This window comes from Rufibacter roseolus (assembly GCF_017916365.1).
GTDB classification, from domain to species: Bacteria; Bacteroidota; Bacteroidia; order Cytophagales; family Hymenobacteraceae; genus Nibribacter; species Nibribacter roseolus.
Genome location: NZ_JAFMSU010000003.1, coordinates 142,107 through 164,051 on the forward strand (window position 1 = coordinate 142,107; position 21,945 = coordinate 164,051).

At 45.4% G+C, this 21,945-nt stretch carries 23 protein-coding genes; 15 read left to right on the top strand and 8 right to left on the bottom strand.

From position 1 onward, the window contains the following. The first annotated feature begins 78 nt into the window (after positions 1 to 78). The 3 genes from J3P35_RS16455 to J3P35_RS16465 all read left to right on the top strand — a co-directional run bounded on the left by J3P35_RS16455 (position 79) and on the right by J3P35_RS16465 (position 1,611). Positions 79 to 717, top strand: coding sequence for a hypothetical protein (locus J3P35_RS16455; protein WP_210465764.1), 639 nt, complete (start codon positions 79 to 81; stop codon positions 715 to 717). A gap of 86 nt (positions 718 to 803) precedes the next feature. After that, positions 804 to 1,274, top strand: coding sequence for a DMP19 family protein (locus tag J3P35_RS16460; protein WP_210465765.1), 471 nt, complete (start codon positions 804 to 806; stop codon positions 1,272 to 1,274). A gap of 109 nt (positions 1,275 to 1,383) precedes the next feature. Further along, entirely contained in the window at positions 1,384 to 1,611 is a 228-nt protein-coding gene (locus J3P35_RS16465; protein WP_210465766.1) for a hypothetical protein, read from the top strand. A 438-nt stretch (positions 1,612 to 2,049) separates the two neighbouring features. On the opposite strand, the gene J3P35_RS16470 is transcribed toward J3P35_RS16465, so the two are convergent. After that, complete coding sequence (locus J3P35_RS16470) at positions 2,050 to 2,964, bottom strand: winged helix-turn-helix domain-containing protein (protein WP_246850334.1); 915 nt, start codon at positions 2,962 to 2,964, stop codon at positions 2,050 to 2,052. A 182-nt stretch (positions 2,965 to 3,146) separates the two neighbouring features. Here J3P35_RS16470 and J3P35_RS16475 point away from each other — a divergent pair, with 182 nt between their 5' ends. Together J3P35_RS16475 and J3P35_RS16480 are read left to right on the top strand one after the other, a co-directional pair. Next, positions 3,147 to 3,686, top strand: a complete 540-nt coding sequence (locus J3P35_RS16475) for a hypothetical protein (RefSeq protein WP_210465767.1) — start codon at positions 3,147 to 3,149, stop codon at positions 3,684 to 3,686. 454 nt (positions 3,687 to 4,140) lie between these two features. Continuing rightward, complete coding sequence (locus tag J3P35_RS16480; RefSeq protein ID WP_210465768.1) at positions 4,141 to 4,635, top strand: YkgJ family cysteine cluster protein; 495 nt, start codon at positions 4,141 to 4,143, stop codon at positions 4,633 to 4,635. 93 nt (positions 4,636 to 4,728) lie between these two features. On the opposite strand, the gene J3P35_RS16485 is transcribed toward J3P35_RS16480, so the two are convergent. From J3P35_RS16485 to J3P35_RS16505, 5 genes are all read right to left on the bottom strand, one after another. Then, on the bottom strand, positions 4,729 to 7,047 hold the full coding sequence (locus J3P35_RS16485) for a DUF7133 domain-containing protein (RefSeq protein WP_210465769.1): 2,319 nt from the start codon (positions 7,045 to 7,047) through the stop codon (positions 4,729 to 4,731). 447 nt (positions 7,048 to 7,494) lie between these two features. Beyond that, positions 7,495 to 8,847, bottom strand: coding sequence for a Gfo/Idh/MocA family protein (locus J3P35_RS16490; RefSeq protein ID WP_210465770.1), 1,353 nt, complete (start codon positions 8,845 to 8,847; stop codon positions 7,495 to 7,497). 76 nt (positions 8,848 to 8,923) lie between these two features. Continuing rightward, entirely contained in the window at positions 8,924 to 9,394 is a 471-nt protein-coding gene (locus J3P35_RS16495) for a VOC family protein (RefSeq protein ID WP_210465771.1), read from the bottom strand. Between the two features lie 56 nt (positions 9,395 to 9,450). Then, on the bottom strand, positions 9,451 to 10,215 hold the full coding sequence (locus tag J3P35_RS16500) for a 3-keto-disaccharide hydrolase (RefSeq protein WP_317195398.1): 765 nt from the start codon (positions 10,213 to 10,215) through the stop codon (positions 9,451 to 9,453). 60 nt (positions 10,216 to 10,275) lie between these two features. Then, positions 10,276 to 11,190: a sugar phosphate isomerase/epimerase family protein gene (locus J3P35_RS16505; protein ID WP_210465772.1), complete on the bottom strand. Its 915-nt coding sequence runs from the start codon at positions 11,188 to 11,190 to the stop codon at positions 10,276 to 10,278. Positions 11,191 to 11,719: 529 nt separating this feature from the next. Here J3P35_RS16505 and J3P35_RS16510 point away from each other — a divergent pair. From J3P35_RS16510 to J3P35_RS16540, 7 genes are all read left to right on the top strand, one after another. Then, positions 11,720 to 12,322 (top strand): hypothetical protein, encoded by a 603-nt coding sequence (locus tag J3P35_RS16510; protein WP_210465773.1) that lies wholly within the window; start codon positions 11,720 to 11,722, stop codon positions 12,320 to 12,322. A 102-nt stretch (positions 12,323 to 12,424) separates the two neighbouring features. Then, entirely contained in the window at positions 12,425 to 12,913 is a 489-nt protein-coding gene (locus J3P35_RS16515) for a DUF2004 domain-containing protein (protein ID WP_210465774.1), read from the top strand. 111 nt (positions 12,914 to 13,024) lie between these two features. Continuing rightward, complete coding sequence (locus tag J3P35_RS16520; protein ID WP_210465775.1) at positions 13,025 to 13,303, top strand: hypothetical protein; 279 nt, start codon at positions 13,025 to 13,027, stop codon at positions 13,301 to 13,303. 349 nt (positions 13,304 to 13,652) lie between these two features. Next, a complete protein-coding gene (locus J3P35_RS16525) occupies positions 13,653 to 14,048 on the top strand; it encodes a hypothetical protein (protein WP_210465776.1) in 396 nt (131 codons plus the stop codon). Between the two features lie 87 nt (positions 14,049 to 14,135). Continuing rightward, a complete protein-coding gene (locus J3P35_RS16530) occupies positions 14,136 to 14,693 on the top strand; it encodes a dihydrofolate reductase family protein (protein ID WP_210465777.1) in 558 nt (185 codons plus the stop codon). Between the two features lie 87 nt (positions 14,694 to 14,780). After that, positions 14,781 to 15,245, top strand: coding sequence for a hypothetical protein (locus J3P35_RS16535; protein ID WP_210465778.1), 465 nt, complete (start codon positions 14,781 to 14,783; stop codon positions 15,243 to 15,245). Positions 15,246 to 15,513: 268 nt separating this feature from the next. Further along, complete coding sequence (locus tag J3P35_RS16540) at positions 15,514 to 15,882, top strand: VOC family protein (RefSeq protein ID WP_210465779.1); 369 nt, start codon at positions 15,514 to 15,516, stop codon at positions 15,880 to 15,882. Positions 15,883 to 16,287: 405 nt separating this feature from the next. On the opposite strand, the gene J3P35_RS16545 is transcribed toward J3P35_RS16540, so the two are convergent. Together J3P35_RS16545 and J3P35_RS16550 are read right to left on the bottom strand one after the other, a co-directional pair. Continuing rightward, positions 16,288 to 17,037, bottom strand: coding sequence for a LytR/AlgR family response regulator transcription factor (locus J3P35_RS16545; RefSeq protein WP_210465780.1), 750 nt, complete (start codon positions 17,035 to 17,037; stop codon positions 16,288 to 16,290). Continuing rightward, on the bottom strand, positions 17,024 to 18,100 hold the full coding sequence (locus tag J3P35_RS16550; protein ID WP_210465781.1) for a sensor histidine kinase: 1,077 nt from the start codon (positions 18,098 to 18,100) through the stop codon (positions 17,024 to 17,026). Before J3P35_RS16550 ends, J3P35_RS16545 begins: the two co-directional genes overlap by 14 nt. A gap of 191 nt (positions 18,101 to 18,291) precedes the next feature. On the opposite strand from J3P35_RS16550, the gene J3P35_RS16555 reads away from it, so the two are divergent. The 3 genes from J3P35_RS16555 (at position 18,292) to J3P35_RS16565 (ending at position 21,938) form a co-directional block, all read left to right on the top strand. Further along, the gene (locus tag J3P35_RS16555; protein WP_210465782.1) at positions 18,292 to 20,148 is read left to right on the top strand and encodes an alpha-amylase family glycosyl hydrolase; all 1,857 of its coding nucleotides are present in this window, start codon (positions 18,292 to 18,294) and stop codon (positions 20,146 to 20,148) included. Positions 20,149 to 20,615: 467 nt separating this feature from the next. Further along, on the top strand, positions 20,616 to 21,473 hold the full coding sequence (locus J3P35_RS16560; protein ID WP_246850336.1) for a helix-turn-helix domain-containing protein: 858 nt from the start codon (positions 20,616 to 20,618) through the stop codon (positions 21,471 to 21,473). 84 nt (positions 21,474 to 21,557) lie between these two features. Beyond that, on the top strand, positions 21,558 to 21,938 hold the full coding sequence (locus tag J3P35_RS16565; protein ID WP_210465784.1) for a cupin domain-containing protein: 381 nt from the start codon (positions 21,558 to 21,560) through the stop codon (positions 21,936 to 21,938). Positions 21,939 to 21,945 lie beyond the last annotated feature (7 nt).

Below are 21,945 nucleotides of genomic sequence, written 5' to 3' on the forward strand. Positions count from 1 at the left end.
TAATAAATAACATGAAATTATTATGGAAAATAGACAAAAAGTGAATCTATACTAAACAAGCTATTTCCCATAACCATAATGAAAAAGATATTCTTTACCATAGTCCTTCTGCATCTTTATACATTCTCTTTCGGTTGCATGTGTACTAAAGCTCCTGAAACCACCTTGGAAGATTGGGAGAAAAGTGATTTAATACTTGTTGGAAAAGCAACGGAAATAATCGAAAACTCAAGGTTATTCGACAAAGATGGACAGCAACTAAGAATCATCAACTTCCAGATATTGGAGGGTTTTAAAAATATAGAGAAAGAGCAGAAAGTAATTTCTTTTGACTATTCAGACAATTCCTGTCAGTACACTTTTGAGGTTGGTAAAACATATGTGATTTACGGACATCAAATGCCCTCGGGACTTGCTTTTACTAATTCTTGCACCAACACCAAGAACCTTCCCAACAACTTCGCACAACTTCCAGCTATAAAAGAGTTAAGGGAAATTTCTAAAGAAAGGGACATCAAGCAGCCGAAGGGTGAAGCATTCGCAATGATTGAAACCTCTACTTTAGAAAAGCTCCAAAGAGATGGTAGCGAACTTGCAGAATCAAAGGATAGGATAAAGTACTTGTATTATGCTCTTGGCGTCTCAGCATTTTTTAACGTCATTTTAGCTATGCTGGCATATAAAAAAAGAAAAATTACTACCCCCAACATTGTATAAACACCATGCCACGGCCGACGGCCTTGCACGCTGTTTATACTAGCCCGTTCGTGGTAACCTTAAAATAAAAATCAAATTTAAATTGAATGAATACAAAGCCAAACCTAGAACAGCTCCTTGAAGCGGAAGACACGAACAGTAGTATTATCAAATTGGACGACTATATCTGCAAATTATGCTCTTGGGGAGAAAAAATGGATGCCCTCTCCCAACCCCAAAAGTTGTTCTTCTTCAACCAAAACTTAGAAAGGGAGATAAACAACGGCGGATTCAATCAATTCTATTACAATTCCTCGGGGGACTTTGCGCACCAGACTGTCGAATCCCTTAATGCGATCGGGGCAGACAAGACAGCTGAAATCCTGAAAAAAGCAAACGGCCAGTTCCCAAACCAGACAGTTCCAAAGGATAGAGCGGAAAGACAAGAAATTGTAGAACAGATTGAGGAAGAGGCTAACGTGGTATGGGAGGAACTTGACCAGCAATTCTTCGACTACGAAGATGACCTGAATTCATTAAACTTGGAATTTGTAAGAAAGAACAAAAGTTTCTTCTAACTAAAAAGAAAAAGGGCTTCCACCAACGTCTAGTGTAACCGTCAGCCTTCGGCCGACGGCCTCACCCGCCGCTTACACTAGACGTTGGCAAGATTATAAGATATTTAGAATGAACTTTGGAATAGCGCAAAACTCAAATCTTTCAATAGATCAATCATCTTGGATTAATGATTTGTCAAATGAACTAAAGTTATTTTTTGAAGAAAAGAACTATGGAGAAGACTTGAACGAGCTTTATTTCGGACTAATTACAGTTAAACCAGAGTTTGACCAATTTTTTAGAAAAAAAAACCTAGATATTTATCTGGGGAGAAAAGTTCGTCTGTTGACGGAATAACGATCAAAACTATTAATTGCGCCGAAATAGATGTAAAGCTTGACTATTCTGAAGTATTTAAACTTGGACAAACAGAATTGATTGAGATAATTTGCAAAGCATTATTATCTAAAATTAGCTGTTTAACAAGGTTATCTAAACTAAAGAAATTTGATTTTACATTATTCAAGTCGGATTTAAAAGATTATCTTATTAAACAATCTTATTTAAAAGGATAAATACTTTTGCCATCAACAGCTAAACGCCAGCATTGGCCTACGGCCTCATACGCTGTTTATACTTACCGAAGTACGCCATTGTAAAATGGACCGGTTGCGAAATTCACATTTTTTGCTTGACCTACTTTAACGAAGGCAGCAGTCTTCAGCATCTACAACTGCACGTACTTTTTTGCGGTAAACTTGCTCAATAATAAATGGCCAGTTAATTCTAATAACCTCAGTTTGGAACGGGAAGATTTTCTAAACTGCCAATCTCAAGCTTATATCCTTTGCCGCGTATAGCAGCAATTTTGATAGTTGGATCAGGTTCCAGTTTCTTTCTAAGTTTTGAAATGAACATATCCAGACTGCGGCCTACTATAACCCCCTCATCTTCCCATATTTCCTTTTGTAACCGGCTCCGCTCTATTATCTCATTAGGTGACAGCGCAAAAATGCGTAGTACGCGGGTTTCAGTCTTGGTTAAGTCCAGGGAATTTCCATGTATCACAAGTTTACGAGCCTCCGCGTCGAACGACATCGACCCCAAAGGGATTATACCGGTAGGCTGACTGGCAGGTAAGGTCTTCCGCGGCTTAGCAGATCCTATTAAAATAAAGCCAACAAAGGCTAAAACTGTCAGGCTGCCCAGAAGATATCCATTCTTTGCTGTGATTATTCCTTGCGGTTTGAATTTGATGCTAATCTTGTAACACGCTACGGGTTGCCTTCTTCCTATACAGGCTACAATATCTTCTTTCTTATTTTTTGATATAGCGTATCCATAGGCTACACTAGCATTGGCACAGTTCAGTACATTAACCACATAATCACTTGTGAGCGGGTCTTGGGCTAACAAACGCTGAGTAGTATTCACCAAGGATTCAGGCTGAAAAGAAAAGGCATTCTCAAAACTGATCAGGTATTCATTTCCAGCGATCTTTTTTACCGGTAGTACCCGTGATACACTGTCGCCCGACTGCAAGAGTATTTCATGTCCGATCCGGCGAAGTAAAACCTCCCTTCTAGCAAAGTCATAGTCATCATTGCCCGCCATGCTGAAAGCCACGCAGATTATCGAAATAAACATGAGTAGTAACAACCCGCCCAGGTGCTTTCGATTGACGGGCAAGGGATTTCTTCTAACAGGCATGATGTCAAGATATTATTTACAAAGTTTACATTCTTATTTACGAACCAAGTCCCTGAGGCTGAAATAAATCAACGTATTTTTATTGCACCAACTTCAAGAGGATTCGAAAAATAAACGAAAAGCCTTAAACGAATCTGATGTATCAGGAGAGGGGTCTATGTTAATTAAAACTACAACGAATTATGAAAAAGGTTATGTATGCGCTGATCTTACCGCTGGTGGTGGTAAGCGGACTAGTATTCGCCAATCGCGAAAACAAAAACGAAACTTCCAAAAGACCAACCCCCAAGCCGCTCTCTGCTGCTGAAAGGGAGGCCGCATTGAAAAAATGGGAGGCTACCCCTGAAGGTATCATGTACAAAAAATGGGAAGCGTCTCCTGCTGGGGAAAAAGTGTTTGCCAGTGAGGCTAAAATAAGAAAATCCCTTAGAGATTATACCAATATGGAGGGAGTGATAACCTCTCTTTCTCTTCCGCAAGGCTCACGATTAGGTTTTGGAGTGATGGTCAGGATTAATGGTGACGATTATATTCTCAATTTTGAGCCAGAAAAGTCTCAACTTGAGCAATTGCTTAGCCTGAAAGTGAACGACAAAATAATTATCAAAAGCCGTACCGTATCACATGCGCCCAAGTATTCCTATCCAATTGTGCGGGGCGACTATGTAGAACGCGATGGTAAAGTTATTTATCAACGTATCCCTCGCAAAGGCGGTTGCTGAGTAAATTTATGATAAAAGACCTTTACTGAATTTAAAGGTAAAGAGAGTCATGAATTACTTTTTCAGCCGGCACTTTTAAGAGGACATATTGCTTCAGGCTGTACATTTTTCGGCAAAAACAAGCGGCTGATATTTTTACCCGGTGGACTTTTATTTTAGATTTTAAAAGTAAAATTTAAACAGATTAACCATAAGTTAATCCTGAAGAAAGAAAAACAGCGGTTTACATCTAAAGATTATGGCAGCACGTCAAGGGATCAACTTAATACCACTATTTTGATTTTGCGGTTAATTGAACTTGGCTTTTCTTCAGATACCACAAACTTTAACGATCTTCTGCTGCGGCCCTTACAAGTACTAACCATTTTAAAGGTGTACCTTAGCCGAACCAATTCTCACCAATGAAAGATGTTTCCTGGAAGAGTACATCTTAAAAGTTTTTAATTCTTAATTAATGAGTGATTCAACCAATATCTGTTTGTCTTGTGGACTATGTTGTGACGGTACCGTGATTGGTTTTGTACAGGTTGGTTGTGAAGAGCTGCCCTTGTTGAGAGATGTAATAGATATTGAGAATACCAATGGGGATGGTTTCTTTCTTCAACCTTGTAAAAAATATTGCGATGGTTGTACTATCTACTCTAGAAGGCCGAAACAGTGCGCCAGCTTTGAGTGTGGAATTCTAAAATCAATTGAAAAACAGGAATTAGACTTTGATTCAGCCCTTGATATCATTAACGTAGTTAAACAAAAGAAATTTACTATAGAAAGAGAGTTGGCAGTACAGCAATTTAATCTACAATCCCAGTCGTTTTACTTTAAAATGGGAGAAGTTAAAAAGCTGTTTCAAAAAAAATCTCCTGATTTAGCGTTAACACCAAGCCAACTAAATTTAATTGAGGAAATCAAGCAACTTGACAATCTACTGGCAAACGAGTTTGATGTCTAAAAATTTTTAGACATCAAACTCGTTAAATATCATTGATAAACTACGATAAACCAGCTGCTACCCATGAGCTGTAGAGACTGGGTAATAAGCTAGTTATAAGGCATTCAACTCTCCCATGGTGAATGCTTTCTGCCTGCCTTTGTACACTTTGCGAGCCTGCTCCACATCTGCTGTCTCTATTTTTCCGGCATTGTTGTTCCAGGACTTCCTGATAAAGCTTAACAGTTCGGCTATATTCTTATCAGACAAAGCCTTGTTGTGGCCAATGCCGGGCATCTCACCAATAACATCCGGGGTTTGGTAAAGCATTCCATTTACTTTGACGGGGCCGGTCATGCCATACAGGACAATGGGTATCAACTTGCTTTTGCTGCCGGTTACCCAGTTAGAGTTATTCAGAGGCGGCGCCAGGCGCTTTACGCCATTGCCATCTGCCCCGTGGCAGGACTGGCAGGTGGAGGTATACAGTTTGGCACCCACAGGAAATTCCTTTGCCAGCAGTTCAGGATTTTTACTGCGCTTTGCTTTACGCATATCTTTCAACACTTCTCCCAGCCGCACGTGTAGCACAGAACTTGTATCCTTGGCAGCCATGGCTTTGTGATAGAATACCTCTTCCCTGCCCTGCATACTGCTGATGGCGGCATCGGCCACATATTTGTTACCAGGATACTTCTTTACAACCGCCTGCACCAGTCTGTCGGCAGCAGGCCTATTGAACTGACGGATACTGGGTGCCAGAAAGGCCACATACGGGGCCGCAAGCGAGTCATGTTGTGCGACAAGTTGCCCAAGTGCCTTCACAAACGTGGTGTAGTTCTTTGCCGTCATAACGGAAGGCAATACACTTAGGGCCTGCATCCTGATAGACCATTGTGCCTGTTTAAGCAGGGGCAGTACGTCTTCGTACCGCAAGGCATTCATTCCTTCTAGGACCCACAGCGCATGAGCGGCCGCTACCGGTTGCGTTGTCTCTTTCAGGAGCTGACGCAAGGCAGGGACAGCCTGCGGATACTTTTTATCTACCAGCAACTGCTGTGCTTTGTCACGCACCCATCCGTTTTCATGCTGTAGCAGCTCTACCAGTTGTACCGGGGCATGCGGCACCACCACCGGTTTAGCTTCTTTTTTTGCTGGAACAATCCTGTATATGCGCCCACAGGTGATAGGTTGTTCCAGTTTCCTTTGGGCTATCTCATTCGCCAGGTAGTCGGTTAGGTAGAATTTATGCTGTATCACACCCCGATACATATCCAGCACATACAAACCACCATCGGGACCGTCGTACAGGTTGACGGGCCGGAAACGCTCATCTGTGCTTGCCAGGAACTCACGACCTTCGTAAGCCTGTGCGCCCCGCATTTGGTATCCATTTTCTGTTAGGATGTTGCGTTTGATCAGGTTAGCAGCCGGCTCAGCTACAAAAGCGTTTTGGGAGTACTTTTCTCCAAACAACCCGCCCCGGTAAATAACTGGTCCGCAGGCCGCGGTGAAGTTTACCAGGCGCAGTTTTTTGTCTAAAATGCCCTCCTGATAGCCCCGATTTACCCCGGTGGTAGCCCTGGCCGGATATACCCTGTTGTTGCCTACCAAGTCCACATCAAAGCCTGCCACCGTCTGTTGGTTCGCGTTAGTGGCTCCCATGCCCGGGGCGAAACAATCGCCTAACAGGTTTTGGGAGTTGTTGTTGTAATAAAGCCTGCCATGATCATCCTGGGCAATGCCCCACTGGCCCCTGAAATGCGTTTTCTCAATAAGCCACTTATCTCCTTTTTTACGGTAGCGCTTGGTGAATTTGGCGCTGTAGATCCAGTTATCCATGGCACGCAGCAGTCCGTTCGGTTCATGCTCCACATTGCCGCCCTGGGTGTATTTATTATCTACCAGGGTCTTTTTGCCGGACTTGTCCTGCTTTCTTTCATAATACCACAGGTTGGGCGGCATGGCCACCAGCAAGCCATCTTCTATCAGGCAGAGCGCCCGTGGCAACACCAGAGAGTCCAGGAATACTTTGCGGTCATCAAATTTCCCATCTCCGTTCTTGTCTTCCAGAATGACAATCTTGCCCGTGGGCAGTTCTTCGCCGGTGCCTGCTGTATCGGGCATGTAGTTCTGCATTTCTGCTACCCACATGCGGCCTTTCTCATCAAAGGTCATGGCTACGGGCGAATTGATTAGGGGCTCTGCTGCCACTAGTTCTACCATAAATCCCTCCTCTACCTGCATCTTCTTCAGCGATTCTTCCGGCGACAACACAGGCGAGGAAGCATACATCTCCCTTATTTTAACTGAGTCTGTTTCAATTTGCTCCCCTCCCTCCTGCACAACCTGATTATTACTGTTCGGCTGACAAGCCTGCAACATGCCTGCACAGGTGATGGTCAACAAGGCACTATAAATAAAACTTTTCATGCGGTACTGCTACTTTCCTAATACAGATGGTGCGGTGCCTGCTAAATTGCACATAGCAGGCACCGCACCATCTGGTAGTGAACATGATACTGATACTTGATTTTACTTTTTACCTATGAACTTTTGGTACTTAATATTTACTTGGTCCTCGTGCGAATGGGAAACAACACGGGCTTTTTCAATACATCCGGATAGACATACGAGGTTACAAAATTGCCCTTTACTGCTAAGTCTATCCACTTCACCTGCTTGTTTTCCGTAAGTACAAAGCGCTATGCCTTCTTCTGCGCGGCCACCTGTAAGTTGCTGCCCATCAGCAAAGCCATGGCCAGCAGTGGTGCTACAATATATTGTATCGGTTTGGATTTCATATGCCTTCAGGTTTGTAGAACCTAATCCGGCTGCAGCCTTAGGAGCCGGTAATATGTTGCCTCTTCTAAAATTGAATTAGCTTACCACAACCTCCTGTTTGGCATCATCAAAGGTGACGCGTTTGCCGGTTTGCAGGGCTATGCGGGTCATGATGGTAGCAAGGGAATGGTTATAGCCCGCCCGCACAGAGGCATTGGGCGTTTTGCGGCTGCGCACACATTCCATCCAGTTACGCATGTGCAGTGAGGTCATGGGGTCGCCGCCGGTGTTGGCATCGGTAGATACTTTTTCAGAGCGGGTGGGCAAGGTATAATCTGCCAGCAAATTAGCTTTCATGCCCATTTCATCGGCCATACTCTGCGTGAGGCCGCCTTCTGAGGTAACCCTATTTGTGTCCAGGTTCAGCATACCGCCGTTTGAGTAGTACAGCTCTCTCACGCCGCCGGCACTGTTGGTGAACCGGGAAGTATACACCACTTGGAAGCCTTTTTTAGGGTCGTTTAGCGGCCCATAATCGAAAACTGCCGTCAAAGTATCCGGGTTTTCGCGGCCATCCTGCCACAAATAAGTACCGCCATTGGCTACCACGCTGCGTGGGTGCTCCAGGTCGGTGAACCAATGCACGGTATCAATCTGGTGCGACATCCACTGGCCAGGTATGCCCGAAGAGTAAGGCCAGAACAAACGGTACTCCAGGTACTTGCGCGGGTCCCAGGCCACTTTAGGGCGGTTCATCAGGAAGCGGTCCCAGTCGGTGTCTTCCTGCCGGATTTCACTTACCAGCTTAGGCAAACGCCAGCGGCCCGGCTGGTTCACGTTCCAGCTCATCTCTACCATTTTAATGTCACCAAACTTGCCAGATTTGATATATTCGTTCGCAGAAATGTAGTTGGGCGCGCTGCGGCGCTGAGAACCTATCTGTACAATTTTACCGGATTCCTCTACGGCCTTTAGTACCGCACGGGCATCTTCCATAGTTTCTGCCAGCGGCTTTTCAATATAGGCATCCTTGCCATTGCGCACTGCCTCTACTCCCATAAGGGCATGCTGGAAGTCGGCGGTACTGATGATCACGGCATCCAGGTTCTTGGAAGCGTACAGCTCATCGTTGTTGCGGTATTTTTTGATCTTACCCCCTGATTTCTCCCTAATAAAGGCTTCCGCCTCATCGCGGCGACGGTTCCAGATGTCTGAAACCGAGACAAACTCAAAGTTCAGCTCTTTGGAATGGCTCACGAACGCCGGGTACAACGAGTGCTTAAACCTGTTTGAAAACCCTACAATACCTACCTGTACGCGGTCATTGGCACCTAAAATTCTGCCGTAACTTCTTGCGCTCATGCCCATGCCCATTAAAGAAAAACCTAATGTTCCGAGCGCAGCTTTCTTTATAAAGTCCCGGCGGGAGTTGTTTTCATTGTTGTCCATAGGTATTGCTGATTTATGTTTTGATTTTACAGGTTATTCAGGATGAGATAGCACCTTCAACTAGTGCTAATGCTGATTAATACTCGTTGTTTATTTCCAGCCAGTAGCCGTCCGGGTCCTGGATGTAAATCTGCTTCACGCCGTCGGTCCGCACATTTACCTTATCGGGCTCCCCCTTTGAGTTGTAGTACCTGATGTTGTGTTTTCGTATGCGCTCCATGAAGGCATCAAGCGAGGGCACGCTGAAACAAAAATGGCGGGTGATGTCCTGGTAAATCTCTTTTGGTGCGCCTTGTATCAGGTGGAGCTGGTAAGGGTCGCCTATGCTGAACCAGTCGTGCAGACCGTCTTTGAAAGGCTCCGGAATCTTTTTGAACTGCATCACCTGCTCGTAAAAAGCAGAGCTCTTTTTCAGGTCGTGCACGTGCAAAGCAAGGTGGTTGAATCTGATGGCGGGTTTCTCTGTAGCAGCTGTGGTCTGTGCCTGCGCAGGAGTTAGTTGGGTCATAAATAAGCCAATTAATAAGAACTTGAGAAGTAGTTTCATATGGTAGAGGGGTAAGCTTCCTGTCAGGAAACCCTATTCTGAAGTTCTGTTATGTTTTACTTCGTATTCAGATTCAGAAGTTTGATGTTGCGGTAACGCACTTCATCGCCGTGGTCCTGTAGCAGGATGTGGCCTTGGGGCGCTTCCCCAAATGCTTCAAACTTCTGGTACTTGCTGGCAGCCACCAAATCTCTGAACTCCTGGCTACCCCGCTCATACTCCACCACCTTCACCCCATTCAGCCAGTGCTCCACGTGTTTGTTGTTTGACACAATGCGAACTTTGTTCCACTCGCCAATGGGCATTACTTTTTTGTTTCGGGCAGTAATCAGGTCATATAGTGAGCCAATGGTGCGGTTGCCGTCTTTTCCCATTTTTGCATCGGGGTGCAGGTCGTCGTCCAAAATCTGGAACTCCAGGCCAATGGCAGAGCCCGGGCTTTTAGGCAGGCGCTCCGTTACAAAGTACTTGACGCCGCTGTTGGCGCCCGGGGTTAATTTTGCCTCAAGGGTCAGTTCAAAGTTGTCGTACTGCTGCTCTGTGATAATGTCGCCTCCGTTCCTGGATTCTCCGCCCCCCGATTTGAGGACGACCAGTTCTCCGTTTTCTATCTTCCAGCCTTGCTCCGGGAAGCCATCTTTGTAGGCTCCTCGCCAGCCTTTGGTTGTTTTGCCGTCAAAGAGCAACTTCCAGCCTGCCTTTTTTTCCTTTTCTGTTAGGGTGTTATGGCTTTCAGGTGCTGTCATTCCTTCAGCAGTAGAAGTTGCACTTGCTGTCATCTGCTGCTGGCTATTGCAGGCTACTACCGTTCCAATTGCCATAGCGCTTATTAATATGTTTATTCTTAAGTTTTTCATTTATGGCCTGTTTTACAGAAATCATTAAACTTTTACTCCTTTAGACTTCAGGTACGCATGGCTGATTTTAGCACATTCCAGCGGCGTCTTGTCCTTCTCAGGCACCGCATCTAACTCGATGATTCCCCAGCCTTTGAATTTGATTTCCTGAAGGGCCGCCAGCACATTTGGCAGGTTTACCTCTCCCTGTCCAAGTTCCACAAATTTGTACGCCTTGGGTCCTGCTTCCGGGGTCTGCCGCACGTCTTTCAGGTGCAAGGCCTTTATCCTGCTTTTATATTGTTTGATGGCCGCTTCCGGATTTCCTCCCCCCTGTTGGTAATGGGCGATATCCAGCAGTAGGTTCACATACTTTTCATCACAACTATCCATAATAACCGCTATCTCCTCAGGTGTTTCCCCTAGCTGGTGCATGTGGTTATGGTAGACTGTCTGTACACCCAGGTCGAGCGTACGCTTGCCTATTTCGTTTAATAGGCGGCCATAGCTTTTCAGGTCGGCCGTGCTGGGAGCACCTTCTTTGGGACGTGAGGAATTGGTAACCTGCAGCAACTGGCCTCCTAGTTTCTTGATGAATCTGGCATTATTAAGATGCTGTTCAATCACCTCATTATCGTTGCCCGTGTTGATATTGGCATTCCCGCTGGAGAACATGCACAGTTCCAGTTTATACGTTTTGAGAAGTTCCAGCAGGGCATCTGGTTTTTCACCGTACTCCTTCAGAATAGTAGAACGCAACTGTATTCCTTTAAAGCCCAGAGAAGAAATATCTTTAATGGCCTGTACATCATTCCCACCCCAGGTAATAGAGGCATACCCTACTTTCAAACCCGGCACCGAAACTGATCCGGCACTGCCTATAAAGGACAAAGCCGGAAGTGCCAGCGCTGCCACTCCTGCTCTTACAATAAACTCTCTGCGCGAGATTTCTGAAGCCATAAAATTCAAGGAAATAGTTGCGTGAACGAACTAACAAAAGCGGGTATAACTACAAACCGCAGTTATACCCTTGAATATAGTAAAACAACAGGAGCGGACAATAGGAAGTGACCATCTTTGAGAATCAGCTATATCAGGAGCATTTCCCCTTTCCAGTTAAAGGATGCTAATATTACCCTCAAAAAAATGCTGATCGTCATTCCCCAAAGTCCTTCGGGCGGCGTTCTTTCCTTTTAATAGGCATTATTTCCTGGCTGGAGAGCAAGATGGAGAATATACTGGCCTTGGAGATCATGCACCGCAAAGCCGCCAAGTTGAAGTAGAGATACGTTTCAGGTCTGTTTTAGGCAAAGTAGGCCAGAAACGAGGTTGGCGGTTCTTTCCTTTGTTATTAGGAAAGACTATATCGTATATTCGGCAGTGCAGTTCCGGTTATCGGATCAACGGTAGGTGGATAAACGGAAGTTTGGCTCCCTACATAGGGCAATTAACCGGAATTGTTCTGTTTATACAGTAGTTAGACGTAATTATGAAAACAGTCATCACTACACTAATTGCGTTTATGTTTTATGGCTGTTCAGGCATTGCTAACATCAATCAGAAGATATATGATGCGCAACTTAAGGCAATTGAGCAATCCCCATATAAAAGTGCTAATGGAAAAAGCCCTTTCTTAAAAGTACAAAGGGAGTATCGTTTGAATAGGTCTCTACCGCTTATTGAAGGTAAGCTTAAAGAAATTTCAAACATTAACGACACGCTCTGGATGACCGAATACTTCGATGCAACTTGCTGGGATTGCCCGAGTACCGTTACGAACCTAATGCTTAGAGACACTGTCTACACCGTAACCTGGGAAATCTTGGGGCATAAGGGTGGGGCAACGTACAATGTTGAGGTTAATCCCTTTCACGGTCTCTCAAGGGATTTGCGACAGGAGCCTAGCGAACTTGTTGAGATTGTGGAAAAAACTAGGGATGGAGAGCCTTTGACAAGGAATCCGCTTCAATATGGTGATGATAATTGCAATGATGGCGGATACACCATCGCAACAGTTATTTATCCAGACAGGAAAATTGAGGCCATATATGTTCGCTGTTGGCTACCTTTATCTCTAAGAAAATTAAAATAACTTCGTCTAACATTGCATAAACGACAGCCTCGGCCGACGGCCTCCACCGCCGTTTATACTAGACCGTTAGCGGTAAGTTAAAATTTCAAAATTGAAAAAAATATGAAATACCAGCTCCCATTCTTCGATGAATTAGACCTCAGTAAGCTAGAAGAATACTATGAAATTGACATTGAATTTGAAGGAAGAACAATTCAGATTGATTTGAACTTTGAAAATACCAGCATCGGGGTAGAAAAGCTTGACCTAATCAATAAGCAACTATCCGACATTGAAAGTTTAAACCTAGAGAACAGAAAAGAAATAAACAAAGACTTTCAAGAAGGCGGGAATGTTGAGTTCTACGTTGACGAAATCCTGGAACAACTGGATGATGATTTGGAAGAGATTTTAGCAGAAGCCGAATCATCTAAATCAAAGAAGGAACAGGTTCTGGAAGTTGTAAAACTAAAGAGAATCGGATTTTACCCAGAAGTTGAGAATGCGGGAATTGTTTCCGACTACACGATTAGCGAAGAACTTACAGATGACCTCGTGGTCGTGTGCAGAAAACTTGATAGAACCTTTGACGGCATCTCAATAGAAAGTTAAAAAAGAAAGAAAACCTACCGCTAACATTGTGCAAACACCATGCTTCGGCCTACGGCCTCGCACGCTGTTTGCACGAGGCCGTTGATGGCAAGCATGAAAATGAATACTTAAATGAAAGTCGGCTTTGACAATATCAGAGATTTCACAATTCCTTTGGAGCAGTTCACTATGAGCTGGCGGTTCATGGAAGAAAATTTCGATAAGATGCCCGATTTGCATCTGGAACAGCTGAAGCCGTTGAATGAGGATGCTTCTGAATTTCTTTGGAAGTTCATTCAGGGCAATAAGCTTCATGAAGACGCACCGTTTAAAAAAGGTCTCTTTAGGAATCTTGACAAAGCTGAAGTTAGAGAAGGTAACCAGAAAGAAGTAAAAAGATGGCTTTTCTAACGTGGTATTCCATTCGGAAAAGAGGATTTTCTTTCCTGGCAACCATCAGAAGCGATGATAGTACCTTGGAAACTTCTAATAAAATATTTTGACAGCTTCTATTACCCGATTTCAGACGACCTAACTGTAATTGACGATAGCCTAAATTGGGCATTGCTGTTCTTTCATGAACATGAAATCTACTTCGGGACTAATAAGGATTTTAAACCAAGCAGCATTTTTGAAGAATATGATAGCATTTGGTAAAAAATAAATAAAAAAAATTTTCCACCAACAAGTTGTAAACGTCAGCTCGTTCGACGGCCTCGCCCCCTTACAATAAACTTTATATGGTATTGATAGAACAAAAATGAAAAGCTTTATTCCAAAATACTCCATAGGAACATACCTGTATTATCCACTGACCATAGGAGTGTCATTTTGGTTGATCAAGGGAGCCTTGGATAGCTATCAGAATGGAAAAATTGCCTTGTATACAGTGATTTTCTTTATTGCTGTAGGCCTTATTCTGCTTTCTTGGATTTACCTTTTTACAAAAAACAAATTTAGCACCATTGATTTTCATGAAGATGCATTAGTTTTTACAAATGTTTTAGGAACAGTAACAAAGGTTAAAAATGAAGAAATAAGAAATATTACTTCTTTGGGGATAAGGACCAAAACTCAAATTATGCCGATCTCCTTTTACTTCATGGACAATAATTCTGAATTGTACTTCTGTTTGGAAGAATGGAGAAATAATTGAATAAAATAAGAATACCACCACCAAATATAATATATACAGAACCCTTGATTCGCAGCAGGGATTGCAATGAACGATATACTTTAATACATGAGAAAAGTAATTGCCGCAATAAACATGACGCTTGACGGGGTTTGCGACCATACAGCGGGTATCCCCGATGAAGATTTACATCAACATTATGCCGAGCTTCTGGACAATGCGGAAGTTATATTATATGGACGGACAACTTACCAGCTTATGCAATTCTGGCAAACGCTGTTAAAAAATCCTTCAGGTCAGAAATCAATGGACGACTTCGCTTTAGCAATAGACAGAGTACCAAAAATCGTTTTTTCGCAGACCTTGAAGAATACCGAATGGGACAGTGCGAAACTTGCAACAAAAGAAATTGAAAAGGAGGTTTTAGAACTCAAACAACAATCTGAATCAGGCAAAGATATTTTAGTTGGCAGCCGGAGTTTAATTATTCAGCTTATGAACCTTAATCTAATTGATGAGTTCCAGCTTTGTATTCACCCAATGATAGAAGGAAAAGGTCTGCCGTTGTTTGATAAAATAAAAAACAGGACAACTTTTAACCTTTTAAAAACCAAAACCTTTGATTCAGGCGCAATCCTCCTCTATTACAAACCGAAACAACAGTAAACAACGAACTGCTAATAATACACCATGCCACGACGACGGCCTCTCACGTCTCACGCACAAGATCGCTATAATTAAAAAACAAACTCCATGGAAATCAACAAATTAAACCAGAGGCCAGACCTTGGGGAAAATACCAGAGAAAGCAAAGCGTACCTTCAGTTTGAGAAACTTCTAAGTGAATTATCAAAAAGGAATTTACCCGATGAAGTTCTGTCTTCCATCAATAAGGAGATAGGGGAAATAAACTCAATTTCTGTTTCTGGATCTATTTTGACAAAAGAGGTCAAAAAAAGGCAAACAAGTATTCTCAAATTAGTTGAAAAGGAACTCAAGTTGGTGCCCAAAGCACATTACCGCAACATGGGGCTCGCAGGGGGTATGTCTGCCATTGGGCTCCCAATTGGGGTTGTTTTTGGATTGACGCTTGGGAACATGGCTTTTCTGGGCTTAGGACTTCCCATAGGACTGGCCATTGGTAGTGCCGTTGGTGCGGGAATGGACAAAAAGGCCTTTGAAGAAGGAAGACAACTAGATGTAGAAATCAAATACTAAGCACAACATTGTTTAAGCGCATTGCGGGCTAAACAACTGAGCTTTGGCCTTTTTATTTTACCTATATCTCCTAGCGGCAGATCTGTGAATTGCTCTAGATTCAGACTTCGCTTATTATTGTCCGGTAGTTCTCCTGGAAGACGAATTGACCGGTAGCTACGCCTGAAAGATATCAGCAAGGGCGCCAGGAGATAAAAAGCAGTATCATTAGATTTCTGTAGAAAAGCAATAGAACGGCCAACAGAATGTTACATCAATACCACCCTTAATGGACTTTACACCTAAAAACATCCGCACCTTTATTGGGGCAAAAGATTACGAAACATCAAGGTCGTTCTACCGGTCGCTTGACTTTGAAGAAGTTATTCTCAGTGATAAGATGAGCTTGTTTAAGGTGAATGAGCACTTAGGTTTTTATTTGCAGGACTATTATGTAGCCGACTGGATAGATAACTCCATGGTGTTTATGGAAGTAGATGACATAGAAAAATGCGAAGCAGAACTACTCAGCAAAGACTTACCCAGTAAATACCAGGGCGTAAAACTGACGGAGATAAAGCAATTTGACTGGGGAAGAGAACTATTCTTGATTGACCCATCCGGGGTTCTATGGCATTTTGGCCAGTTCGGCAAATAAACTCAGGTCACCTTACCTGAAGGCATAAAAGCTTTTCCCTTGATCTGGAATGAAAGGAATGTGCCGATGCAGGAGACCATGCGGAAGAAGGCGGACAGACTCAGGTAAAAGTAGGCCTGCGATTTGAGTCTACTTTTCAAAAAACAGCCCGAAAACGGCATGCTCTTTCAATTTTCCTCGGAAAGCCTTTTGTCCTGTAGCTTCTACTTATCCTATCTACTTCCCCATTTTGCAAGAACTTTTTACAAGTCCTTTCTTATACTGTTTTTGGCTTTGTTTCAGGAAACCAGGCCCAAAACAGGATAAGGAATTTTGTGAAATCAGAATAAGTACTCCTTGTCAAATCCCTTGCTTTTGAATGTGCGATGCCATTGGTGCCAAATACTTAAAGTAACCTCCAGAAAGCTATTTCTGCCTGATGGAAGCCAGGCCTGTTTCTTTCTCCAAAACCGCCAATACTCTTCTTTGATACATCCGCCCGATGGGAAGTTGGAGGTGATGCAACCACACGTATTTGTGGGAAAAACCGTTAAGGTTAGCCAGGGAAATGATAAATGATCGGTGAATCCGCAGAAAGCCAGGTTCCGGCAACTTCTCCTCCATTTCTGAGATAGATTGGTAGGTTTTAAACACTTCGGTTTTGGTGCAGATGAGCAGGTAGTTTCGCTGGGCCTCCAGGTACAGAATCTCTTCGGTGAAAATCTTCATCATCTGCCGATCGCACTTTATGAGAACAAAGGGGCGGGCCGACTCCGAGGAAGTGCGTTCAGAGGGCAAAGCAGAGGGGACGGAAAGGGCCCAAAACCGCTGCACGGCTTGGGAAAAACGCTCAAAGGAAATGGGTTTCAGCAGGAAATCTACGGCCTGCACGTTGAACCCCTCCACGGCGTACTCAGAGTAGGCGGTCGTGAAGATGAGGGCGGGCAGGTTTTGCTGCGTTTTGGCAAAATCAATGCCCGACAGCCCCGGCAGGTTTATGTCCAGAAACACCAGATCCAAGTTGCCTGCTTGCAGAAAGGGCTGGGCCTGCCGGATACTGGTACAAACGCCCGCCAACTGCAACGAGGGGGTGTGGTCTATGTGCAGCCTTAGAATGGTGGCGGCAGGCGCCTCATCTTCAATGATCAGGCAGGAGGCAATCTTATTGGGGTCCATGCAACCGTACCGTTAGATGAATGGAGAAACTTTCCTCTTTTTTCTGCGCCAGTAATTCATGGTCATGGGGATAAAGCATTTCCAACCGCTTTTTGACATGGCGCAATCCAAAACGGCTGCTCCCCTCCTGCCCCACCAGAACTGATCCAGAATCAGATGGGGAGGGCAAACTGTTTTCCAGGACCACATTCAGCTTATCGTGTTCCACAGCGAGGTTCAGTTTGATCCAGCCGGTGCCCAGGTCATTGTCCAGGCAGTATTTAAAGCTGTTCTCCAGAAAGGGCTGGATCAGAAACGGCTCCAGGTATTTGCCCTCCACCTCCCCCGATACGGAAAAACAGATGTCCAGCCTATCTTCAAACCGAAGTTTCTGGAGAAAGATATAGTTGCGAAGGTAGGTGATTTCGTCCGTTAACCGGAGGCGCTGGTGCGGCACCTGGTACACCGAAAACCGGAGCAGTTCAGAGATTTTTAAAACGATTTCGGCGGATTGGTCAGACTTCTCCAGAATCTTTGCATACAGCCCGTTGAGCACATTGAAAAGAAAATGCGGATGAAACTGCCCCCGGAGGTAATCCAATTCCGCTTGTACCTTTTCGGTCTGTATCTCCTGCACTTTGCCCGTGGCGGCGGCCCACTGGTGAAAAAGCTTCAGGCAAAAAGGCAAGGTCACCACAAACTGCAGCTTGAGCACATTATATAAAAAGGGGGGAATGCTGAGGAGCGGCTCGCGGGCATAATCAGTGAGGAAATAAGGCAGAATCAGGTAGTTGTCTATGATGCGCAGCACTCCGGCAAAAAGCAGCAGCAAGGAGACGTACCCCACCAGGAAAGCGCCTCGCCGGTTTCCGAAAAACAGCCGATCCATGAGGGGGCCGGTGATCAGTTCCACAAACAGCACCTTGGGCAACAGGCTGATGAGTTCATTGATCAAAGAGATACCCACCCGCCCAGACGGAAGGCCCTGTACCAACCCAAAAAGCAGCACATACGCGACCCAGTACATCACCGAGGCGCGGCCAGTCAAAGAGCCTGTGGGGTTGAACAGCTTTTTTATTTCCATACAGCAGCCTGAAAGGTAATAGTTTCTGGAAAGAAGTAAATGCCCCTTAAGCCTCAACAAAGGAGATTTCTGGAAGCGGTTGGTTGTCTGTCCTGCAAAACAGGCTGTTTGCATAAGGAATTTTCAGGGCGAGGGTTCTGCGGCTATTTTCATGAAATAACCTCTAAAACCTTTCACACCCTAGCTTGCTTATGAAAAAACTACCCTTCCTTTTGCTCTTCTTCCTGGTGCTGGCCACCACTACGTTGCGGGCGCAGTCTACGGCGGTCTACCCAACCAACTGGTGGGTGGGCATGAAGATGAACAAACTCCAGCTGCTTCTGCGCAACCTCAGCCAGAACATTGGGCAGCAGAACGTAAGCATTCAGTACCCCGGCGTGACGGTGGTCAAAACCCATCGGTTTGAAAACCCGCACTACCTGGCGGTAAACGTAGAAATTTCCCCCAGTGCCCCGCCCGGTCAGGTGCCCATTACGCTGAAAGGGAAAGGCAAAACCCAGACCTTGAAATGGCCGCTGCGGCAACAGCGCGAAGGCAAAGGAACGACCTACGCCCAAGGCGTCACCTCCAGCGACTTCATTAACCTGCTCATCACGGATCGTTTCAGCAATGGAAACCCGGCCAATGACCGAATTCCCGGCCTGCGCGACCAATCCCTGAACCGTGACTCCATGTACCTGCGCCACGGAGGTGATTTTCAGGGCATCACCAACCACCTGGATTACTTTCAGGAATTGGGCGTAACCGCCTTGTGGCTGCTGCCGGTTCAAATCAATGACCGCCCCAACCGTACGGAGCACGGCTACGCCATCACTGACCATTACCGCATTGATCCGCGGCTGGGCGGCGAAGAGGCCTACAAAAAGCTGAGCGAGAGCCTGCACCAAAGAGGCATGAAACTGGTCATGGACGCGGTGTACAACCACGTGGGGCTGCAGCATTTCCTGGAAATGGACCCACCCGCCTCTGATTGGATGCACCGCTGGCCCACCTATACCCAGACCACCTATAAAGAGCAAACCCTCTTTGACCCTTATGCCGCGCCCTCAGACCGCAAGAAGATGAGCGACGGCTGGTTCGATGACGGCATGCCTGACATCAACCACCACAATCCATTCATGGCCAACTACATCATCCAGAACCTGGTGTGGTACGTGCAGGAGTTCGGCATTGACGGCATCCGGATTGACACCTACACTTACAGCGACCTGGAATTTGCGAACCGTTGCAACCAGGCGTTGATGGAGGAATACCCTAAGCTTACGCTGTTCGGGGAAACCCGGGTATTCGGGACGCCCAACCAGGCTTATTTCAACCAGAACGTAATGAATCTGCCCTACAAGAGCAACCTGCCCGGCTCCGTGGATTTTCAGCTGCTCTACCATGGAATTATTCCGGCTTTGACGCAGCCCTTCGGGTGGACCGACGGCGTCAATAAAATGTACAACACGCTCACCAACGATTTCCTGAACCAGGACGCCACCCGCAACGTGCTGCTGCTGGACAACCACGACGAGCCACGCTTTTTCTCGGTGGTGGGCGAGAACGTGGAAAAACAAAAAATGGGCTATAAATGGCTGCTCACCTGCCGCGGCGTACCGCAGATGTACTATGGGTCAGAGGTGCTGCTGAAAGGCTTCACCAATCCTGACGGGCTGGTAAGGTCTGATTTCCCGGGCGGTTGGCCATCAGACAAAAAGAACGCCTTCACGGGCCAGGGCCTGACCACCGATGAAAAAGCCGTGCAGGACCTGGTCAAAAAACTGGGGCAGTTCCGGAAAACGTCCTCGGCGCTGAAAACCGGCAAGCTGATGCATTATGTGCCCAACCAGGGCTTGTACGTTTACTTCCGCTATGATGCAGACCAAACCATCATGTGCGTGATGAACACAGACACCAAGCCCCGTACCCTCAACTTCGGCCACTACGCTGAGCGCACCCAGGGTTTCTCTCAGGCCCAGGACATCCTGGAAGCTAAATCCCTGAGCTTGTCTTCTTCCCCTACTATTCCGGCCATGCAGATGTGGGTGCTGGAACTGAAGAAATAGCAAACTGAATTTGACTTTTATCCTCAAAAGGATAGAACTGGCTTGGCCCGGTTCTATCCTTTTTTTATTGAAACCAATGCTATCTCGTAGATGGAATAGTCTTCATTTGAATTCAAGGTTTATCACCTCGGAACTGGCAAAGAAATGGATGCCTAAGAGATCTCAGGCCTGGGAGTCAATTGGAATTTATTACTCTATCGGGGTTATCATTTTTACGTTCATATAAAGGTGAGATCGTAGTAAAGAAGATTTAAACGGACTACCTGTTAATGAAAAGGCAATCCTCCCTTCTGGCGGAGAGTAACCTATCTTTTCCAGACTCAAATAAGCCTTTTGACCTAGATGTGCATTGACACCATAGGAGTTTCTGATGTGAGCTAAAACGCTGCGAAAAGGGGAATCTCATGAAAAAACATACACTTCCAGAGAATGATAAACATGAAATTCTGAACATAGGCACTCTTGAAATGTTTGAACGCCTGATCAACCATGATTCAAACTTTCATGATGCTGATTTGATGGTGATGCCAGGCACCCTGGAAGACAAACACAAGAACTGTGATTCCATTCCGGCTCTGAGGAGGCAGTTCAACCTCATTTACCTATTGCTCAGCGGCGAGCATGACGTAAAGCTAGGCGCAGATCATCTGCAGTTGAATCCCAATGACCTGGTCATTGTCCCAGAAAACATGCTTTACGCCAGTGACCATATCAAAGACTGCCAGGGGTACTGCATCCATTTCAAGTCTGAGTTCCTGCAGCCCCACCTTTCCAGGCCCTTGCCGGAAGAATTCCCCTTTTTCCACTTTGACGCACCGCATATTGTGAACCTCAATCAGAGTGAGAGCGACCTGGTGCAGATCGCGTTCAAAAACATTATTGAGGAAAATGAGTGCTCTTCGCCGGAGAAGAACTTCCTGCTCTGCCACCTTATTCTCATTCTGCTATTAAGGGTGCGCGAAATCTACCGGAAGCACGTGATGGAGTTGAAGCAAAACCTGAGCAGGCATGAGCACTTAGCCAACCAGTTCAAACTGCTGGTGGAGAAACACTTTATCCAAAGCAGAACGGTAAATGACTATGCCGAGATGCTGAACATCTCCCCCAGGCACCTGTCAGAGGTGGTGAGCCAGACCTTCGGGCGTTCTCCTTTGCAGATCATCCATGACTTGCTGCTGCTGGAGGCCAAGGTCCAACTGGTTTCCACAGACAAGTCGGTGTCAGAGATCGCCTATTACCTCAATTTTGACGACCAACCCCATTTCACGCACTTCATAAAAAAAAGGACCGGCTATTCCCCATTAGCGCTGCGCAGGAAAGGGTGAATTTATACATGCATTGCCCACTTATTTACAATTCCGGGTCAGGCTTACTTCTTTCATTTGCAGTGTACAAAAGTTACCAATGTCATGGAAAAAGTAATCACCGAATCGAAAAAAGCGGAATGGAAAAACTTCGGCGAGGCCGATGAGGTCCGCTGGTTCCCTAATGGAAGGCTTGAACTGGTGAAAGTTGGCGGGGCCACCGTGGGCCGGGCTTTTTTGGAACCTGGCTGGCGCTGGTCCACCTCCGTGCAACCCATCGCTAAAACCCATAGTTGCGAGGCTGCTCACTTTCAATACCACGTAGCAGGAATCTTGCATGTGGTGATGGATGACGGAACAGAATTCGATTGCAAACCAGGCGATGTATCTCTTTTACCTCCTGGCCATGATGCCTGGACCGTGGGCGATGAAACAGCCATTGTGGTCGATTTTCAAGGAATGGTTGACTACGCCAAAGAATTGTAGACCGCCC

What these genes read in the sequence shown, in the direction of transcription:
- J3P35_RS16530 (WP_210465777.1), top strand. Translation starts at nt 14,136, where the DNA reads ATGAGAAAAGTAATTGCCGCAATAAACATGACGCTTGACGGGGTTTGC.
- J3P35_RS16485 (WP_210465769.1), bottom strand. Translation starts at nt 7,047, where the DNA reads ATGAAAAGTTTTATTTATAGTGCCTTGTTGACCATCACCTGTGCAGGC.
- J3P35_RS16460 (WP_210465765.1), top strand. Translation starts at nt 804, where the DNA reads ATGAATACAAAGCCAAACCTAGAACAGCTCCTTGAAGCGGAAGACACG.
- J3P35_RS16565 (WP_210465784.1), top strand. Translation starts at nt 21,558, where the DNA reads ATGGAAAAAGTAATCACCGAATCGAAAAAAGCGGAATGGAAAAACTTC.
- J3P35_RS16510 (WP_210465773.1), top strand. Translation starts at nt 11,720, where the DNA reads ATGAAAACAGTCATCACTACACTAATTGCGTTTATGTTTTATGGCTGT.
- J3P35_RS16470 (WP_246850334.1), bottom strand. Translation starts at nt 2,964, where the DNA reads ATGCCTGTTAGAAGAAATCCCTTGCCCGTCAATCGAAAGCACCTGGGC.
- J3P35_RS16465 (WP_210465766.1), top strand. Translation starts at nt 1,384, where the DNA reads ATGAACTTTGGAATAGCGCAAAACTCAAATCTTTCAATAGATCAATCA.
- J3P35_RS16500 (WP_317195398.1), bottom strand. Translation starts at nt 10,215, where the DNA reads ATGGCAATTGGAACGGTAGTAGCCTGCAATAGCCAGCAGCAGATGACA.
- J3P35_RS16490 (WP_210465770.1), bottom strand. Translation starts at nt 8,847, where the DNA reads ATGGACAACAATGAAAACAACTCCCGCCGGGACTTTATAAAGAAAGCT.
- J3P35_RS16540 (WP_210465779.1), top strand. Translation starts at nt 15,514, where the DNA reads ATGGACTTTACACCTAAAAACATCCGCACCTTTATTGGGGCAAAAGAT.
- J3P35_RS16550 (WP_210465781.1), bottom strand. Translation starts at nt 18,100, where the DNA reads ATGGAAATAAAAAAGCTGTTCAACCCCACAGGCTCTTTGACTGGCCGC.
- J3P35_RS16525 (WP_210465776.1), top strand. Translation starts at nt 13,653, where the DNA reads ATGAAAAGCTTTATTCCAAAATACTCCATAGGAACATACCTGTATTAT.
- J3P35_RS16480 (WP_210465768.1), top strand. Translation starts at nt 4,141, where the DNA reads ATGAGTGATTCAACCAATATCTGTTTGTCTTGTGGACTATGTTGTGAC.
- J3P35_RS16475 (WP_210465767.1), top strand. Translation starts at nt 3,147, where the DNA reads ATGAAAAAGGTTATGTATGCGCTGATCTTACCGCTGGTGGTGGTAAGC.
- J3P35_RS16455 (WP_210465764.1), top strand. Translation starts at nt 79, where the DNA reads ATGAAAAAGATATTCTTTACCATAGTCCTTCTGCATCTTTATACATTC.
- J3P35_RS16555 (WP_210465782.1), top strand. Translation starts at nt 18,292, where the DNA reads ATGAAAAAACTACCCTTCCTTTTGCTCTTCTTCCTGGTGCTGGCCACC.
- J3P35_RS16495 (WP_210465771.1), bottom strand. Translation starts at nt 9,394, where the DNA reads ATGAAACTACTTCTCAAGTTCTTATTAATTGGCTTATTTATGACCCAA.
- J3P35_RS16535 (WP_210465778.1), top strand. Translation starts at nt 14,781, where the DNA reads ATGGAAATCAACAAATTAAACCAGAGGCCAGACCTTGGGGAAAATACC.
- J3P35_RS16520 (WP_210465775.1), top strand. Translation starts at nt 13,025, where the DNA reads ATGAAAGTCGGCTTTGACAATATCAGAGATTTCACAATTCCTTTGGAG.
- J3P35_RS16560 (WP_246850336.1), top strand. Translation starts at nt 20,616, where the DNA reads ATGTTTGAACGCCTGATCAACCATGATTCAAACTTTCATGATGCTGAT.
- J3P35_RS16545 (WP_210465780.1), bottom strand. Translation starts at nt 17,037, where the DNA reads ATGGACCCCAATAAGATTGCCTCCTGCCTGATCATTGAAGATGAGGCG.
- J3P35_RS16505 (WP_210465772.1), bottom strand. Translation starts at nt 11,190, where the DNA reads ATGGCTTCAGAAATCTCGCGCAGAGAGTTTATTGTAAGAGCAGGAGTG.
- J3P35_RS16515 (WP_210465774.1), top strand. Translation starts at nt 12,425, where the DNA reads ATGAAATACCAGCTCCCATTCTTCGATGAATTAGACCTCAGTAAGCTA.